The following is a 15656-nucleotide window of genomic DNA, read 5'->3' as shown; positions in this document are numbered from 1 at the left end:
TCTTTATATTCTGCTCCATTATTTTTAAGTGTAGATATTGTTTTTGGAGAAAATATTTTATACCTTTCATTAGCTATATCCACAACTCTGCTAATATACATTTCATCTCTTTCATTAAAATTCTCTAATTTTACTATTGAAAAAAGTAACGTAGTCTTATTACTTTGTATTCTATTTGGTAAATAATAAACATTTATTCTATCATTTAGTTCTTCTATGCCATACTTACCGTCCCACTTTTGAGGAAAGTATATACCAAGGCTCAAATTCTTATTTTCATAATAGTAACTATCATTAAAATCTTCTCTCTTAAGCTCATCTTGGATTTTTAAGTTATACGTTGTAAAGTTGTTTTCATATTCATATTTCCCTATAAAAAATGATCCAATTATCGCTAATACTATAGATATAATACATACTATAATATATCTTTTAGATGACTTTTTAATATTTTTATAATATTCATTTATTACAATAGCATTATTTTTTTCTTTTATTATATTAATAAATTCATATAAACCAACCGGTAAACATCTTATAGGTATATATATTAAAGTTGAATCATTTTCTACTAATAAAATAATAGTAGATTTTAAAACCTCAACTTTTATTACTTTATTTAACTTTACTTTTATTTTACTAAATTCATTTTCTCTAATTAAGTAGTTATCATCAATTGTAAAATAATATGTAGTATCTAAGTCACAGAATTTTTTAAACTTAGTCCTCTCAGCTTTCGTTTTTTTCTTCTTTTTTATTAAAAAATATGTAATCCAAATTATTAAAAATGCAATTGCAACAATTATAACTTTATCTAAAAATATAGATATATCCCTAGAAAAAAGATCAATTACAACTAATAGTGACATTATAATGCATGGCATTTTAAAACATATTAAATGCATCATACTATTAACACTAATAGGGGCATTATATTTTGCTACATCATTATGGCTTGTACCATTCTCGGAAGGTTTAAATTCAAACTTCATTTTAAGCCCTCCTAACAACATTAAATTTCTCAAATTCAGAAATTATAGTTTCTTTTGTTGCTTCGAACCCATCAAATAATACTATTTTCCCATATTGCCAACTAATATCATGATTTATTATTAAATATTCATCAAATACCTTAATACTACTAATTCCATCCCAAGTAAAATACTTATATATATCTTTACATTCAAATTCAATTCCTTCTTCATTAAAATTCATTAATAAGTCTATATCATTAAGCTCTTCTAGCATTTCATTATTTTTCTTAATAGAATAAACTATTAAAGAGGTAATTTGAACTAATATTACGATAGTAACGAAGTATACTAAAAGCTCTTTCATATCATTCATTTTATATAAAAAGTAAAATAAACCAAACAGTAGTATATCCGTTATTACTATTGATATTAAATTTCGGAGTAACAACCTCTTAATTTGTATCTTTTTCATAATAGATAAATTTTTTTCATCCCACAAAATTTTGTATTTATACATTTCATCCCCCCAAAACTAAATATTGTATATAGATTATATATTAATTTTATTAACAAATCAAAGATTTTTAATGAATTTATGTGTTTTTTGTTATATTATGTTAATATATATTTAATTTGTAAAAAGAGGTTTTTATATGTTTATTTTTGTACTTTATATTTTTATAGCTATAGTAGTTTTTATGAGACTTTTTGAACTAAAAGACTCAATATACGAAGTGTGGACTGATGAAGAATCTATCCGAACTAAAATTTTTATGACAACATTAGCCGTTGTTATGAAATTTGTAATTATTGCCATTACAGTTTTCTTTTCAGACTATTTCATAAAAACGATATTGCTTAATCCATTTTCTTAAGGAGATTTATATGATTAAACTAGCTTACTTTTCATTATTTATAGGATTTATTTTTAAAATATTAGAACAAATAAAGAACTTTCCTGAAATGTACTCATTAAAAAAAGAGAACCACTCTTCATTTAGTAGTTTCTCTTTATGTGTTATTTATGGAATTGTTGATGTTATGGTTACTACAGGATGTGGACTTTTTGGTATTGAGTTGTTTCTAATTAATTAGGCTGTTATAAATAATAAATTTTATAACAGCTTATCATTTCTTCTTTCTTTTAAACTATCTAATACTAAGTATATATCCTTTATTTCTTCGCTTGTAAGCGAATCAAAATCATCTAGTTTATTTTTTATATCATTTATAACACTTTGTTTATATGTCCTATTCTCTTCTTCCTTTTTCAGAAAAAATGTAGCTATAGTTCCTGTTAACATACCAATAAATCCAATGCCAACTAACATAAGTATTACTGCCATTATTCTTCCAAGTGATGAAGATGGTGAAATATCGCCATACCCTACAGTCGTTGTTGTTACAAAACTCCACCATAGAGCATTTGAAAATGTCATTTCCTCAACTATAGATATTCCTATTGCACCTAAAAGTATTATTGTAATTGTAATATAAATTACGTAATTAAACTTATTAGTATTTAAGAATTTATTCATTTTACATTTAAACTTTGATAACACTATCATAACCTTAAAAAATTTAGTTAACTTCATCAATTTTGTTATCTTAAATATTTTCAAAATTTTAAATGCCGAGTCTAATGGTATTATAGATAGTAGATCTATAATATTATCTTTAACAAATTCAACCTTTGATTTACTTAATATCATCCTTCCAAAATAATCAAAACAAAATACTATCCATATCACCTTATTTATTAGAATAAATCTAGCTTCATTTTCTAGTGATAATTGAACACTAAATTCAATTATTATCATTACACCTACAAGTAAAGCTAACATAGCAATTAATATATTATAATACTTTTGTAATTTATCCGCTCCCCCCATACTTCCCCCTCCTAGCCTAACAATAGTTTACATTAAATTACAATAAATATAAATAGTATAACTTCTTATTTATATTTAAAAATAAGAAAAACTCAGCAATTGCTGAGTTTTTTATACTTATTTAAGCTTATCATTACCTACATTGATTACTTCAACTTCACTAGTTTTCTCATAATCAAAATAATAGTTAATTCTATTATAATCAACTAATTTCTTTGATGCTCCAATTTGAACTTCCGTTACAATTAAAGTTACTCTAGCATCTTCTGATACAATATCAACAACTTCCATGCAACCTTCAACTAACTCTTCATCTCTTGAAATTTCTAGTTCTGTTCTACTTGCTCGTTTATAATTATTTATTTCAAATTCTACTCTCTCCATATACTCCTCTTCAGTAGTATATAGCCCAAGTATCTCAGGTTGCTCTTGATCAATTCCTTCTGAGTAACCATCATAGTAATATTCTATTAACTCAACTAAATATAACTTATTCATATAATATTCCTCCTATAGTTTTAATTAACTAGGTCTTTTATTATACCATTAAAATCTATTTTAGTTTTGTTTTATCATAATTATAATCTATACTAGTTCCTACAAGGACATCTTCCACTTTTTCTACTATAAGCCAATCATCCATATTTTTTTGATGATCAAGTTCTAAGCTGTCTATCTCTTCTATATTATTAAACTCCACTAAACATAAACACTTTTTATTCCACCTATTAATTTGCTTTTTGGATAAATTTAATTTATCACCATTTTTCTGAATAATATTAAGTGACTCATCTTGAGTAAGCTTTACGTGATTTTCTACATTAACTACATTTGCTTTTGCACTTATTTTGCCTGTACCCTTCTTCATAAAGTATAAAGTTTCCCCATCAAATACTCTACTATGTGGAATCTTTCTTCCAGCTGCCCCTCTAATTACCATAGTTTTTGTACCACTAATAATCTTTTCTAAAACTTTTTCCTTATCGTCACAGTAAACAATATGTACCATCATTTCTCAACTTTATTATTTAAATTTTATACCATATATAAATTATACATTTTGTAAAATAATTTTTCAATATGTAATCTATCTTATTTATTATTTTTAAAATATGTTATAATTTATAATACAAACTAACACTACTGTTAGTCTAAACAAGGAGATAAAATATGCGAATAATATTAGAAAACAACCTTTGTGAGGATAGACCTTACATTAATTTAAAGAAACTACCAATAAGAACATCAATAAGAGTAGGTTCAGCTAATGACCTTGGGCTTAAAAGTACTTATATAATAGACCAACATACACAATCTTTATGTAAAAATGATAATTATATTTCAGAATATAATAATGGAAATGAAAGATTAACTTATGATACTGAAGAACTTAATGAAATGCTATTAGTTGAAGTTAACTATTCATCTAGAAGTGGTGATAGCTCTGCTAAATTTAAAGTATATGTAATTTTAAATAACATTAAGTATGCTCTGCCTTTTGGTTCATTTGAGGATGTTTATAAAAACTGTATGGATATATTAAATAAAGAACTTACTAGCAAAGAAGATTTAACTTACATAAAAGCTGGTTTTAATAATTTAGATAAAGAAGAAAAAACAGTTGATATCAATTTAAATTTAGAAAGATTAGCTGAATTTAAAGATAGAGCTGATTATAAAAGAAATGTTGATTACTTTGTAGTTAGAAATCTAACTTCTTCAATATCAAAATATGATATAAATAATAAGATTAATAAAATAGAAGTTACTGATAGAGTAAAAGTTCTAAGATATGATTATATCGTTAGACTTTATTCACTTGTAAATACCAATTCTAGTAATATAGTAACTTTAAAGGATACTGATATTATTTGTGATTTAGGTGATGAGAATAATTACCCAACTGTTAGTATATATACTGAATACGGCCTTGGTAAATTATTAGATATTAAAAATAATGTTATCCCAACAAATACTACTTTATCATTATTTGCTAATATTTTAGATTTAGGATTTGATGTTCTAGGTTAATTTTAATGAAAAAAGACCTAAACTTATTATAAGTTTAGGTCTTTTCTCATATTATCTTTTATAATTATTTAGTAATCGTATATAGTGATTAGCTTCTCTTAATACGTGATCTGCAAGAAGTGGTAATATTATAGATTTTATTTTACAGTCAACTATTCCCTCTGTACCTGCTTTTTTAAAGTCTCTCAATTTTGTTGTTTCTACTAATGTATCTTCTGTAATACTTAGTATTGTCGCATCATTCATACTTATTGCCTTATTAAGTAAATCATTATAATCTTTTGCAAACTGATCAGATGTATCTATTAATTTATTCTCACTAGGATCAAGTAATCCTCTAATAAATAAGGAATGCTCCATCATAATTCTGTCCCAAAATAATTCCGTATCTTTAATATCTTTTTTCTCAATATCCTCATTATTCTCAAGTGAATAAATATATGAGTGATATAGCTTAGCTTCTCGTATTATGTGCTCAATAAGTAAAGGATAATTCAAAGTAAATATCTTGCAATTTAACATATCATCTAAAATTCTCATTTTTAAATCTATAAGTCCATCAAGTAATTTTATGGCCCTTTTATTAAGCTCTTTAACACATTTTACTGTTCTACTATCGGTACTCTTTGAAGTTTCACACTGAAGATTATACTCCATTGAAGTTATTTTAGAATTTATCTTTATGCCTGTATAGTATTGTGTCTTTTCTTCAGTATTTAAAGTGTATTTTGTAACTAGTTCTCCAGAATCTATTACTGAATCTCTAACTTTTCCTGAGCTTAGTTTTACTACATCCGATAAAAATTTTTCAAACTGTTCCTTGTACCCCTCTGCTTCTTTCGATAATTTACTATTTTTCGGTGTAAATCCCGCCTCCAAAAATAATGAATGTTCTTTCATTATTCGAGCAAAAAACAAATGTAATTCTAGTGATAATGTAACATATTTTTCTCTACTTAACATATGTTCCTCCATAAAGTTTTACTACATTATACTCTTTTAAGAGCTCTTCTGTTCATACTTAACTTAAAGGTTTTTATTTATTATTATCCCTTTACTTAGAATCACAACTAAATGTATTTAAGAGTATATTTATACTACGAATTTTTTTATGGAGTGTATTTAATGGGTTATTATATTGAAGTCGAACCAAATGTTAAAGTTTATGTTGAGGATCTTAATGCAAGTGGAAATAAAACTATCGTATTTTTACATGGTTGGCCTGGAAGTCATGAATTATTTGAGTATCAATTTAATTATCTAATAAAAAAAGGTTATAGATGTATTGGCTTAGATCAACGAGGATTTGGAAAATCAGATAAACCACTATATGGATATGATTATAATAGATTATCTGATGATGTTAAATGTGTTATAGATACATTGAAATTAGAAAATGTTACGCTATTAGGTCATTCTACTGGTGGCGCTATTGCTATTAGGTATGTTGCAAGGCACAAGGCGCATGGAATATCTAAACTTGTTTTATGTGCAGCTGCTGCCCCTAGTCTAATTAGACGACCATACTTCCCTTATGGATTAAAACGAGAAGATGTTGACAATATTATAAAAGGAACATATTCAGATAGACCTAAAATGTTATATGACTTCGGTAAAACTTTCTTTTATAAAAAAATAAGCAAACCATTTTCTGATTGGTTTTTACAATTAGGATTCCAAGCAGCAAGTTGGTCCACAGCTGCAATTGCTAACACTTGGCTTGATGAAGAAAGTTTATTTGAGGATATGCGAGAAATCAATATCCCTACGTTAATTCTTCATGGAATCCACGATAAAGTAATTTTGCCACCGCTTGGTGAAGAACAAAATAAGCTTGTAAAAAACTCTAAACTTGTGAAGTTTCAAAAAAGTGGTCATGGATTATTTTATGATGAAAAGGATAAGTTTAATAAGGAATTAATATGTTTTATTGAAGAATAAAACTTGAAGCTATCTCATTATGAGATAGCTTCTTCTATATTTCTTTATTTTATATTTAAATTTTTATAATATTTTATTTTCATATTGTCTCTATCTTCTATATACTGTTTCCTTCTAAGTTCTTCTTCCTCTTCTTCTCTTTTTATTTTTTCTGTCTTCTTATTATCCTCCATTTTATACATCTCCAATCATACTATCTATTTTAATTATACATCACATCATTAATAGCAAATATTATAATTTATGGGTTTATTGTTAAAATATAATGTATAATTATTGTACATGCTATTAATTCAAATAAGGAGGTTACTATGAAATTAAAAGTTTTAGTAGATAATAACACATATATTGATAATTACTATTGTGGTGAACCAGCTGTTTCATATTATATTGAAGATGATGATATTAAGTTATTATTAGATGTTGGGTATTCTAATTTATTTTTAAGGAATATAAGTGAATTTGGTATAAAAATAGAAGATATAAATACTATTGTAATTTCACATGGGCATGATGATCATACAAGAGGGTTGAAATATTATTTTGAAGAAAATCCTGAAAATAATATTTCAATAATTGCTCATCCAGATGCTTTTAAAGAAAAATCCATTAATAACCTTAAAATTTGCTCCCCCATTTTAGAGGAATCTCTAAAGAAAAAATGCAATCTAATTCTTTCTAAAGAACCTATAAAAATCAGTAAAAACATAACTTTTTTAGGAGAAATCCCACAAACTAACTCATTTGAAAAAAGAAAAATCATTGGTAGTCAAGTTGTAAATAATAATCTAGTATCAGATTACGTTCTCGATGATACAGCTATTGCATACAAAAGTGAAAATGGAATTTATATTATTACAGGCTGCTCACATAGTGGTATATGTAATATAATTGAATATGCTAAAAAAGTATGTAATGACCATAGAGTTTTAGGGGTTATTGGTGGGTTTCATCTCTTTGATATAGATGATCAGCTAAAAGAAACTATAACTTATCTAAATAACAATATGATAGCTGAATTATATCCTTGCCATTGTACTTCTTTTTCCGTTAGAGCTGAAATGTATAAATCTATACCTATAAAAGAAGTAGGCGTTGGTTTAGAATTAGAATGGTAGTATATTGGAGGTGATACAATGAAAAGATTATTTAAGTATACGTGGGTAACCATTAGTCTTATATTATTTGCATTTATTATTTTATATTTTAATAATGACATTGGTACTTACAAAGAGAATATTGAGACTGACGCAAGGGCTGATCAAAAGATTTCTGATAATTGGAAGGTCTCAAAGGATACTACAGAAATGGCGTCAGCAATGATATTTTATGATGATTCTCATAGTAAAAATACTTTTTCTATTTATTCTAACAGAGATGGTTTGTCTTTCGGATATTTTTATAGAATTGGTGGAGGTATTGCACCAATTGGAATATCAGAATTTCATATAGATAATTGTAATGAAAATGCTTTAATTTCTATGAATAATGAACATGTTAGTACAATTAAAACTAATAGTGGAAATTCGATTAATGTTGATAGCACAAAACCATTTGCAATTATTGTGCCTAATGATGCTGGTACTATTACAGCTTATGATATTAATGGTAATACTATTGAAGTTAATACGCAAGTACTATGAATTTGAGGTGAAATATTATGGAACAATATACAACAGACGAGTTAAAGGATGCACTACAAGTTGTATCTTCTACTATAAAAAACTGTGAAAAAATACAACCTAAATTTGCTGAGGGTACATCACAACATACGTTACTAAAAAATAGAATAAAGGCTCTACATATCTCAAAATCATTATTAAGTTGTGAAAATGTTCTTTCTAAATATTCAAAGAATGAACTAAATGATGCATTACGCCCTGTATCTTCAATTATTAGTAAATGTGAAAAGGGACAATCAAAATTTGAAGAAGGTACTTCTCATTATACCCGATTTAAAAAGTTAATAAACGCAATGTATATTTCAAAATCATTGATAACAGCTGAAATTAATAATTGGGTTTAATATTTATATATCTGGAATTCATGTCCATTAATTATGTATAATAGATATATATAATATTTTTTCTTAAGGGGTGATAGTTTTTTGGACGGATATTCATATGTATATATAGCATTAGTTATGGTATTATTCATGGTAGGTTTTTTTGGTAGAAAGAAAAAGGATAAAAAGAGATAAAAAACTGGACAATCAACTTTGTTTGTCCAGTTTTTTCTTGTATTTAATTATAATCAATGGTTAAATACGGTCTTTTATCAAAATACTTCTGCTATTCTTTCTGATGATTTTCTAACCTTTAATTTTAACACTTGCTACTAACTACCAATAATAGGCATAGAATGAATGTACTTATTATCTGATAATTGGTTAACCATAAAATAAGCAATATCTTCTCTAGAAATATTAAAATTCATTTTAACACCACCAAATCCGACTTTAATTTTCTTTGTGAAATTCGAATCTTTTGGAGCCATAAATCTAACAATTGTCCAATCCAAATTAGAATCAATAACTTGTCTGTTTACCTCAATCAGAACTTTTTTTGCTTTTGGTAAAAATACTGATGCCATAATTCCTGGAATAGTTGTTACGAAAGATGGTTTATCATCTTTAAATTTTATTGAAGGCGTAGACCAATCTATAAGTCTCTTTACATTAGCTTCCTTCATGGCTCTAATAATATTTTTATGAGCTTCTATTGATGATATATCTTCATATCCCCACTTCATAGATATTCCAAGTGCTATTATAACCGCATCACAATTTGTAATAGCTTCTTTTATTTTATTAAAATCATATACTTCCCCAACAAAAATTTTAAGATTATTATCTATATTTTTAAGCCTTTCTGGATTACGTACATAAGCATTTACACTATATCCTTGATCTAGTGCATGCTTTACAATAAATTTTCCAATTCCGCCTGTTGCACCAAACACTGCAATTTTCATAATATAAGTCACTCCTAATTTATTATTTTCTTGATATGCTCAATTTAACATACTATAATAAAAATATAAAGTACAATACTAAAAGATAGTACTATCTTTTATGATAGCGTAAGGAGTGTTTTTTATGAAAAATTTAGAAGATAAATCATTTAAAGATTGTTCATTTGCAAAGGTTCAGAAAATAGTAAGTGGAAAATGGGATATGTTAATTATATATTTGTTAAGTAAGGAAACACTTAGATTTGGAGAATTACATAGAAAATTGCCTGAAATGACACAAGCAACGTTATCGAAACAGTTGAAAAGTTTAGAAGGGTATGGAATGATTTATAGAAATGTTTATAATCAAATACCACCTAAAGTAGAATATTCTTTAACCGATATCGGTATTCAGTTTTTGCCAGTATTAGAAGCTTTAGAGAATTGGTCTAATATATATGAAAAATACAGTTATGATAAAAAACATAATTGAATATACTTTAAATCCAATGAGCTTTATTTATATTCCCTCTAAGAACATCTACACTATTTATTCTTCCTACCAATTTTTAGCTTCAGTATAATAAAAAAAGAGTTAGTTTTTACACTAACTCTTTAATAATTACTATACTATTTTAGTAGTCCAATCCTCACGAGCTGTTCCACAAAATTTTAAGGCAACTATTATATTTTGTTCCAACATTTTTTTAATAATATTCTACCGATAAATTTTTTCTCTTTTTATTATTTATTTATCCATTGAATAGCTTGTTCTATTGAAGATGCACTATCTTCTCCATCAACTTTTGTAATAAGAAGTATATCATTTGACTTTAAGTGTACCATAATCTTTGCTTTCATCTCTTCAGCTTTAAGTTCACTTTTAACTATATAACTATCTGGCATAATGTTTGCCCATGCTCCAAAAGTTTTAATAGTTCCTACAACTTCATAGTCATCACGAATTTCATGTGTATGTTCATGATCATGACCTCCACATCCACATTCCTTTGATTCTTCTTGTAAATAAAAATTTATAGTATATGTATTCATATTTTTCTCCTCTGTATTTAAAGATATATTTTTTATACATTCATTATATGTTAATCTTAAGCTAAAAGCTATCATATAATAAAAATTCTTTTTTATTTTTATAGCCACATCTAAATTAAGCTGCTAAGACAAAATCTAAAAATCTTAATACAAATAATCAACATATTTTTCTTTAAATATAACAAAAAGAGTTAGTATAAAAACTAACCCTTTAATAAGTTCTTATACTAATTTTGTTGTCCCTCCATCATACCTTTATGACAAGAAAAAGCTATTCAAGTTTGTACCAAATTTCAATCATTTAACTTAATAGTATTTCGTAAATAACACTATCATTCCATTGTCCATTTAAATATATATACTTATTATATATTCCAACCTTTCTAAAACCACTAGATTCTAATATATTTTGAGAGGCTATATTTCCTATAGCTGTCCCTGATTCTATTCTATGGAGTTTATGAATGTTCAAAGCTTCTCTTAAAATAAGTTCTACTGCCTTCTTGCCATAACCTCTTCCAGTATGAGTTTTAGCTATTCTATATCCTAACTCAGCCTTATTCATATTTCCCCTGATAATATCCACAAGATTTATTCTTCCTACAATTTCATCATTATTATTCTTTATTAAATACATATAATGTATTCCCTGCTCTTGCTCTTTAATTAATTCCCTTAGTATCTCTTTAAAGTTATTTTCTTCATAATATTTATCACCTCTTGATATACAACTCTCTTCAAAAAAGCTTCTATTATCAATTTCAAATTTCAATAAATCATGCCAATCTTTCTCATTAATACCAATTATTCTTATGCTCATATTATCAATTACCCCCTTTAATACCTAACTATATTTACTTAAGTATAGCAAAAAAGAGTTAGTAGTAACACTAACTCTTTGTAAAATTTTACTATACCAATTTCAGCGTCCAATCCTCACAGTTCCATGTCTCAGTTACAATATCTCTATAAAACTCAGGTTCATGAGATACTAAAAGAATAGTTCCCTTATATTCCTTAAGAGCTCTCTTAAGTTCTTCCTTAGCATCCACATCCAAATGGTTAGTAGGCTCATCGAAAATAAGAATATTAGTTTCAACATTTAAAATCTTACAAAGTCTAACCTTTGCAGCCTCTCCTCCAGATAAAACCCTTATCTTAGATTCAAGTTGCTTATTAGTAAGACCACATTTTGCAAGAGCAGATCTAATCTCATATTGAGTCTTACTTGGGAACTCTTGCCAAACTTCGTCAATACAAGTATTATTATTCTCAACTCTATCCTCTTGTTCAAAATAACCTATTTGTTGATAATCACCTAAATGCACCTTACCACTTAAAGGCTTAACCGTGCCAAGTAAACTCTTTAAAAGAGTAGACTTACCAAGACCATTAGCTCCAACTAAAGCAATCTTTTGACCTCTTTCCATAGATATGTTAAGTGGTTTAGTTAAAGGTTCATCATATCCAATAACTAAATCCTCAGTTTCAAAAATCACCTTACCAGCTGTTCTTCCAACCTTAAAATCAAACTCTGGCTTTGGTTTTTCCTTAGAAATTTCAATTCTATCCATCTTATCAAGCTTCTTCTGTCTTGATTTAGCCATTCCTGTAGTTGCAACATTAGCCTTATTTCTAGCAACGAAATCCTCAAGTCTTGCAATTTCCTTTTGTTGCTTTTCATAAGCAGCTTCAATTCTCTTCTTATTTTCATCATACTTTCTCTTAAACTCGTAGTAATCTCCAACATATCTAGTAAGTTTTCTCTCGTCAACGTGATATATTAAATTAACAACATCATTTAAGAAAGGAATATCATGTGATATAAGAATAAATGCATTCTCATAACTTATAAGATATCTCTTAAGCCACTCAATATGTTCTTCATCTAAATAGTTTGTAGGCTCATCAAGAAGTAAAATATCTGGGTTTTCTAAAAGAAGCTTACCTAAAAGTATTTTAGTTCTTTGACCACCTGATAAGTCATCAACATCTTTTTCAAGTCCAAGATCTAAAAGACCAAGCCCTTTAGCAACTTCATCAACCTTTGCATCAATTAGATAGAATCCATTATTATCAAGCATATCTTGAATAACCGCAGTTCTTTCAAGTGCTTTAGTCATTTCATTTTCATCCATCTCGCCCATTCTCTCATAAAGACCATTCATCTCTTGTTCCATATCGAAAAGATACTTAAACGCATCTCTTAGAGCATCTCTAATTGAAGTTCCCTTATTAAGCACAGCATGTTGGTCCATATATCCTACTCTAACATTATTAGACCAAATAACCTTTCCTTCATCAGGCATAAGCTTTCCTGTGATTATGTTCATAAAAGTTGATTTACCTTCTCCGTTGGCTCCAATTAGACCAACATGTTCTCCTTTTAGTAATCTAAAAGAAACATCTTCAAATATGGCTCTATCTCCAAAGCCATGATTCATATCTTTAACAGTAACTATACTCAAAAATTATGTCCTCCTTAAAAATCATTTCTACAAATAAGTTTAATTCATATCATCATAATTTGTAAAGTAAAAGTGTACAATATTAATGTCTTTTAAAAAAATTCAAAATAGGGTAAAATATAAGAATAAATATATACCACCTAGAGGTATAAGGAGGATGTTTAGTTAATGGAAAATAATGACGAAATGCTTATCTTTGATGAACATAATGAAAAGCTTAGAAAAGATATAATGAATAGACTTAAAAGAATCGAAGGTCAAGTTAAGGGAATCCAAGGTATGATGGAGAAAAATGCTTGCTGCGGAGACGTACTTGTTCAAGTTTCTGCAATAAGATCTGCAATAAATAACGTAGGTGGACTTATAATAGAAAACTACGCAATTAACTGTTTAGGTTTTGAAGCTGGAACAGAAGAAGAAAAAAAGATACAAGTATTAGTAAAAAAAATAAATAGCTTTGTAAAATAATTTAAAAGGAGAAATTATGAGATGAATAATATTATAAATATTATTACTTTAGTAATTGGATTCGTTCTCTTAATTAAGGGTGCTGATCTTTTTGTTTCTGGATCTTCAAAAATAGCAAAAAAGATTGGAATACCATCTGTTATAGTAGGACTTACAATTGTTTCCCTTGGAACTAGTGCACCTGAACTTGCAGTAAGTTCAATATCTGCCCTTCAAGGAAATAATGGAATTGCTATAGGTAATGTTTTAGGATCAAATATATTTAATACGTTAGTTGTACTTGGAGGTACTGCAATTGCAATGCCCCTTGTCATAAACAAACGTTTAGTTAAAAGGGACTTTATATTTAACATAATAGTTGTATGCTTACTCTATGTAGCAACATTCGGTTTAACTCTAAGCGGTAATAACGGCATAATAACAAGAGCTGAAGGAATTATATTATTACTAATATGTGTAGTATACACTATAGTACTTATAAGAAGTGCTTCTAAAAATAATACTAATGGTAATTTATCAAATGAAGAAAAATCAGAATTAAATTCAATAAAGACTTCATCTAATGTAGTTAAAATTTTAATTGGTGTTGTTGGAATTGTACTTGGAGGTAATCTTGTTGTTAATGGTGCAACTGGTATTGCTTATTCAATTGGAATGAGTGAAAAATTAGTTGGACTTACAATTGTAGCAGTTGGTACTTCTCTTCCTGAACTTGTAACTTCAATAGTTGCAGCACTTAAAGGAGAAACAGAGATTGCAATTGGTAACGTACTTGGATCTAATATATTTAATATACTTTTAATACTAGGTCTTTCATCAACAATTAATCCAATAATTGTTTCTGGTAATCTTTCAGTAGATTTGATGTTCCTATTATTCTCTACTGTTGTAATCGGACTTATGATTTACTTAAATAAATCAAAAGAAATTAAAAAATTAAATAGAATTGAGGGTACAATACTAATATGTTTATATGCTACATATCTTGCATATATAATAATTAGAAATTAGTATAAACTACTTAAGGGGACTTTTAATAAATCAAAAGTCCCTTTTTTATAAACAAATTTAGGAGGACTTTTATAATGAAAGAATTCAAAGGAATATTAAAGAAAGTACCAGATAAAAACGCCTCTTATATTGAGATACCTTTTGATGTCTTTAAAGTATACGGCAAGAAAAGAGTAAAAGTTAAAGCAACTTTTGACGGTGTTGAATATAGGGGTTCCCTTGTTAAGATGGGAACTGATTGCCACATAATTGGTGTAACTAAAGAAATACGTGATAAAATTAATAAAACATTTAATGATACAATTACCGTTACTCTTATAGAAGATATTGATGATAGAACTATTACTATCCCTGATGATTTAAGCTTAAAGCTTCAAGAAAATAGCGATGCTAATGATTTCTTCAGCTCTCTTTCTTTCTCTTCTAAGAAGAAGTACATCATTTGGATAACTTCTGCTAAGAAAGATTTAACAAGAAATAACCGTATTGAAAGTGCAATTGAAAAACTTAATAATAAAGAGAAACTTTAGAGTCAACCTTATATAGGTTGATTTTTTTGCCTTAAATAAAAAATAATCCTTCATATTAAATCGGATAATTTGGTAATTTTTAATTATATTTACATATACTTCACTCTTTCTAATAGCTTTACTTCAAAAGAATATTTAATCAAATGATTTTTTTATATTTCTATCCTTCTCTTATCAGAAAAGAATATTTACTTTAAATGTATTATTGTAAAAAAAATGAGCTGTAATTAGTACTTTTAAACAATAATACATATTTACATTATGCGAACTATTCCATTTGATAAAAATCTCTCTTAATCTACTTTTTCGTTATTATATGTCCATTTTTTTAATTAT

21 protein-coding genes are annotated in these 15656 nt (G+C 27.1%); 10 read left to right on the top strand and 11 right to left on the bottom strand.

Features of this window, described 5'->3' with window-relative positions:
• Together RSF37_RS06130 and RSF37_RS06125 are read right to left on the bottom strand one after the other, a co-directional pair.
• The coding region (locus tag RSF37_RS06130; RefSeq protein WP_332563519.1) for a hypothetical protein at positions 1-992 on the bottom strand (992 nt) is incomplete at its 3' end.
• 1 nt (position 993) lies between these two features.
• Positions 994-1491 carry a hypothetical protein gene (locus RSF37_RS06125; RefSeq protein WP_332563518.1) on the bottom strand — a complete coding sequence of 166 codons (498 nt, stop codon included), beginning with the start codon at positions 1489-1491 and terminating at the stop codon, positions 994-996.
• A gap of 368 nt (positions 1492-1859) precedes the next feature.
• On the opposite strand from RSF37_RS06125, the gene RSF37_RS06120 reads away from it, so the two are divergent.
• Entirely contained in the window at positions 1860-2069 is a 210-nt protein-coding gene (locus RSF37_RS06120) for a hypothetical protein (protein WP_332563517.1), read from the top strand.
• A 20-nt stretch (positions 2070-2089) separates the two neighbouring features.
• On the opposite strand, the gene RSF37_RS06115 is transcribed toward RSF37_RS06120, so the two are convergent.
• The 3 genes from RSF37_RS06115 to RSF37_RS06105 form a co-directional block, all read right to left on the bottom strand.
• On the bottom strand, positions 2090-2866 hold the full coding sequence (locus tag RSF37_RS06115) for a potassium channel family protein (RefSeq protein ID WP_332563516.1): 777 nt from the start codon (positions 2864-2866) through the stop codon (positions 2090-2092).
• A 117-nt stretch (positions 2867-2983) separates the two neighbouring features.
• Positions 2984-3364, bottom strand: coding sequence for a hypothetical protein (locus RSF37_RS06110; RefSeq protein ID WP_332563515.1), 381 nt, complete (start codon positions 3362-3364; stop codon positions 2984-2986).
• A gap of 55 nt (positions 3365-3419) precedes the next feature.
• Positions 3420-3875, bottom strand: a complete 456-nt coding sequence (locus RSF37_RS06105; RefSeq protein WP_332563522.1) for a hypothetical protein — start codon at positions 3873-3875, stop codon at positions 3420-3422.
• A gap of 161 nt (positions 3876-4036) precedes the next feature.
• Here RSF37_RS06105 and RSF37_RS06100 point away from each other — a divergent pair, with 161 nt between their 5' ends.
• Complete coding sequence (locus tag RSF37_RS06100) at positions 4037-4897, top strand: hypothetical protein (RefSeq protein WP_332563514.1); 861 nt, start codon at positions 4037-4039, stop codon at positions 4895-4897.
• Between the two features lie 51 nt (positions 4898-4948).
• Here RSF37_RS06100 and RSF37_RS06095 read toward each other — a convergent pair whose 3' ends face one another.
• Positions 4949-5860, bottom strand: a complete 912-nt coding sequence (locus RSF37_RS06095) for a DUF2935 domain-containing protein (protein ID WP_332563513.1) — start codon at positions 5858-5860, stop codon at positions 4949-4951.
• A gap of 162 nt (positions 5861-6022) precedes the next feature.
• On the opposite strand from RSF37_RS06095, the gene RSF37_RS06090 reads away from it, so the two are divergent.
• The gene (locus RSF37_RS06090) at positions 6023-6838 is read left to right on the top strand and encodes an alpha/beta fold hydrolase (protein WP_332563512.1); all 816 of its coding nucleotides are present in this window, start codon (positions 6023-6025) and stop codon (positions 6836-6838) included.
• 44 nt (positions 6839-6882) lie between these two features.
• Here the strand turns inward: RSF37_RS06090 and RSF37_RS06085 are convergent, their stop codons facing one another.
• A complete protein-coding gene (locus tag RSF37_RS06085; protein ID WP_332563511.1) occupies positions 6883-7011 on the bottom strand; it encodes a hypothetical protein in 129 nt (42 codons plus the stop codon).
• Between the two features lie 138 nt (positions 7012-7149).
• On the opposite strand from RSF37_RS06085, the gene RSF37_RS06080 reads away from it, so the two are divergent.
• The 3 genes from RSF37_RS06080 to RSF37_RS06070 are packed head-to-tail and all read left to right on the top strand — an operon-like array spanning position 7150 to position 8864.
• Positions 7150-7956, top strand: a complete 807-nt coding sequence (locus RSF37_RS06080; RefSeq protein ID WP_332563510.1) for an MBL fold metallo-hydrolase — start codon at positions 7150-7152, stop codon at positions 7954-7956.
• A gap of 18 nt (positions 7957-7974) precedes the next feature.
• On the top strand, positions 7975-8481 hold the full coding sequence (locus RSF37_RS06075) for a hypothetical protein (RefSeq protein ID WP_332563509.1): 507 nt from the start codon (positions 7975-7977) through the stop codon (positions 8479-8481).
• 17 nt (positions 8482-8498) lie between these two features.
• Positions 8499-8864 (top strand): hypothetical protein, encoded by a 366-nt coding sequence (locus tag RSF37_RS06070; RefSeq protein ID WP_332563508.1) that lies wholly within the window; start codon positions 8499-8501, stop codon positions 8862-8864.
• A 311-nt stretch (positions 8865-9175) separates the two neighbouring features.
• Here the strand turns inward: RSF37_RS06070 and RSF37_RS06065 are convergent, their stop codons facing one another.
• Complete coding sequence (locus tag RSF37_RS06065) at positions 9176-9811, bottom strand: SDR family oxidoreductase (protein ID WP_332563507.1); 636 nt, start codon at positions 9809-9811, stop codon at positions 9176-9178.
• Between the two features lie 124 nt (positions 9812-9935).
• Here RSF37_RS06065 and RSF37_RS06060 point away from each other — a divergent pair, with 124 nt between their 5' ends.
• Positions 9936-10283 (top strand): winged helix-turn-helix transcriptional regulator, encoded by a 348-nt coding sequence (locus RSF37_RS06060; protein WP_332563506.1) that lies wholly within the window; start codon positions 9936-9938, stop codon positions 10281-10283.
• Between the two features lie 251 nt (positions 10284-10534).
• Here RSF37_RS06060 and RSF37_RS06055 read toward each other — a convergent pair whose 3' ends face one another.
• The 3 genes from RSF37_RS06055 to RSF37_RS06045 all read right to left on the bottom strand — a co-directional run bounded on the left by RSF37_RS06055 (position 10535) and on the right by RSF37_RS06045 (position 13311).
• Positions 10535-10843 carry a hypothetical protein gene (locus RSF37_RS06055; RefSeq protein WP_332563505.1) on the bottom strand — a complete coding sequence of 103 codons (309 nt, stop codon included), beginning with the start codon at positions 10841-10843 and terminating at the stop codon, positions 10535-10537.
• A 301-nt stretch (positions 10844-11144) separates the two neighbouring features.
• Positions 11145-11663, bottom strand: a complete 519-nt coding sequence (locus tag RSF37_RS06050; protein WP_332563504.1) for a GNAT family N-acetyltransferase — start codon at positions 11661-11663, stop codon at positions 11145-11147.
• A 91-nt stretch (positions 11664-11754) separates the two neighbouring features.
• Positions 11755-13311 (bottom strand): ABC-F family ATP-binding cassette domain-containing protein, encoded by a 1557-nt coding sequence (locus RSF37_RS06045; protein ID WP_332563503.1) that lies wholly within the window; start codon positions 13309-13311, stop codon positions 11755-11757.
• 168 nt (positions 13312-13479) lie between these two features.
• Here RSF37_RS06045 and RSF37_RS06040 point away from each other — a divergent pair, with 168 nt between their 5' ends.
• From RSF37_RS06040 to RSF37_RS06030, 3 genes are all read left to right on the top strand, one after another.
• Complete coding sequence (locus RSF37_RS06040; protein ID WP_332563502.1) at positions 13480-13779, top strand: metal-sensitive transcriptional regulator; 300 nt, start codon at positions 13480-13482, stop codon at positions 13777-13779.
• Between the two features lie 33 nt (positions 13780-13812).
• Positions 13813-14790 (top strand): calcium/sodium antiporter, encoded by a 978-nt coding sequence (locus tag RSF37_RS06035; RefSeq protein WP_332563521.1) that lies wholly within the window; start codon positions 13813-13815, stop codon positions 14788-14790.
• A gap of 74 nt (positions 14791-14864) precedes the next feature.
• Positions 14865-15320, top strand: coding sequence for a YdeI/OmpD-associated family protein (locus RSF37_RS06030; RefSeq protein ID WP_332563501.1), 456 nt, complete (start codon positions 14865-14867; stop codon positions 15318-15320).
• Positions 15321-15656 lie beyond the last annotated feature (336 nt).

Origin of the sequence: Clostridium sp., from assembly GCF_036643715.1 — a bacterium.
Lineage (GTDB): Bacteria > Bacillota > Clostridia > Clostridiales > Clostridiaceae > Clostridium.
Note: the sequence above shows the minus strand (reverse complement) of the source record. Positions and strands in the feature narration are given on the sequence as shown.

What these genes read in the sequence shown, in the direction of transcription:
- RSF37_RS06060 (WP_332563506.1), top strand. Translation starts at nt 9,936, where the DNA reads ATGAAAAATTTAGAAGATAAATCATTTAAAGATTGTTCATTTGCAAAG.
- RSF37_RS06115 (WP_332563516.1), bottom strand. Translation starts at nt 2,866, where the DNA reads ATGGGGGGAGCGGATAAATTACAAAAGTATTATAATATATTAATTGCT.
- RSF37_RS06100 (WP_332563514.1), top strand. Translation starts at nt 4,037, where the DNA reads ATGCGAATAATATTAGAAAACAACCTTTGTGAGGATAGACCTTACATT.
- RSF37_RS06070 (WP_332563508.1), top strand. Translation starts at nt 8,499, where the DNA reads ATGGAACAATATACAACAGACGAGTTAAAGGATGCACTACAAGTTGTA.
- RSF37_RS06055 (WP_332563505.1), bottom strand. Translation starts at nt 10,843, where the DNA reads ATGAATACATATACTATAAATTTTTATTTACAAGAAGAATCAAAGGAA.
- RSF37_RS06095 (WP_332563513.1), bottom strand. Translation starts at nt 5,860, where the DNA reads ATGTTAAGTAGAGAAAAATATGTTACATTATCACTAGAATTACATTTG.
- RSF37_RS06125 (WP_332563518.1), bottom strand. Translation starts at nt 1,491, where the DNA reads ATGTATAAATACAAAATTTTGTGGGATGAAAAAAATTTATCTATTATG.
- RSF37_RS06075 (WP_332563509.1), top strand. Translation starts at nt 7,975, where the DNA reads ATGAAAAGATTATTTAAGTATACGTGGGTAACCATTAGTCTTATATTA.
- RSF37_RS06030 (WP_332563501.1), top strand. Translation starts at nt 14,865, where the DNA reads ATGAAAGAATTCAAAGGAATATTAAAGAAAGTACCAGATAAAAACGCC.
- RSF37_RS06080 (WP_332563510.1), top strand. Translation starts at nt 7,150, where the DNA reads ATGAAATTAAAAGTTTTAGTAGATAATAACACATATATTGATAATTAC.
- RSF37_RS06050 (WP_332563504.1), bottom strand. Translation starts at nt 11,663, where the DNA reads ATGAGCATAAGAATAATTGGTATTAATGAGAAAGATTGGCATGATTTA.
- RSF37_RS06110 (WP_332563515.1), bottom strand. Translation starts at nt 3,364, where the DNA reads ATGAATAAGTTATATTTAGTTGAGTTAATAGAATATTACTATGATGGT.
- RSF37_RS06090 (WP_332563512.1), top strand. Translation starts at nt 6,023, where the DNA reads ATGGGTTATTATATTGAAGTCGAACCAAATGTTAAAGTTTATGTTGAG.
- RSF37_RS06085 (WP_332563511.1), bottom strand. Translation starts at nt 7,011, where the DNA reads ATGGAGGATAATAAGAAGACAGAAAAAATAAAAAGAGAAGAAGAGGAA.
- RSF37_RS06040 (WP_332563502.1), top strand. Translation starts at nt 13,480, where the DNA reads ATGGAAAATAATGACGAAATGCTTATCTTTGATGAACATAATGAAAAG.
- RSF37_RS06120 (WP_332563517.1), top strand. Translation starts at nt 1,860, where the DNA reads ATGATTAAACTAGCTTACTTTTCATTATTTATAGGATTTATTTTTAAA.
- RSF37_RS06065 (WP_332563507.1), bottom strand. Translation starts at nt 9,811, where the DNA reads ATGAAAATTGCAGTGTTTGGTGCAACAGGCGGAATTGGAAAATTTATT.
- RSF37_RS06105 (WP_332563522.1), bottom strand. Translation starts at nt 3,875, where the DNA reads ATGGTACATATTGTTTACTGTGACGATAAGGAAAAAGTTTTAGAAAAG.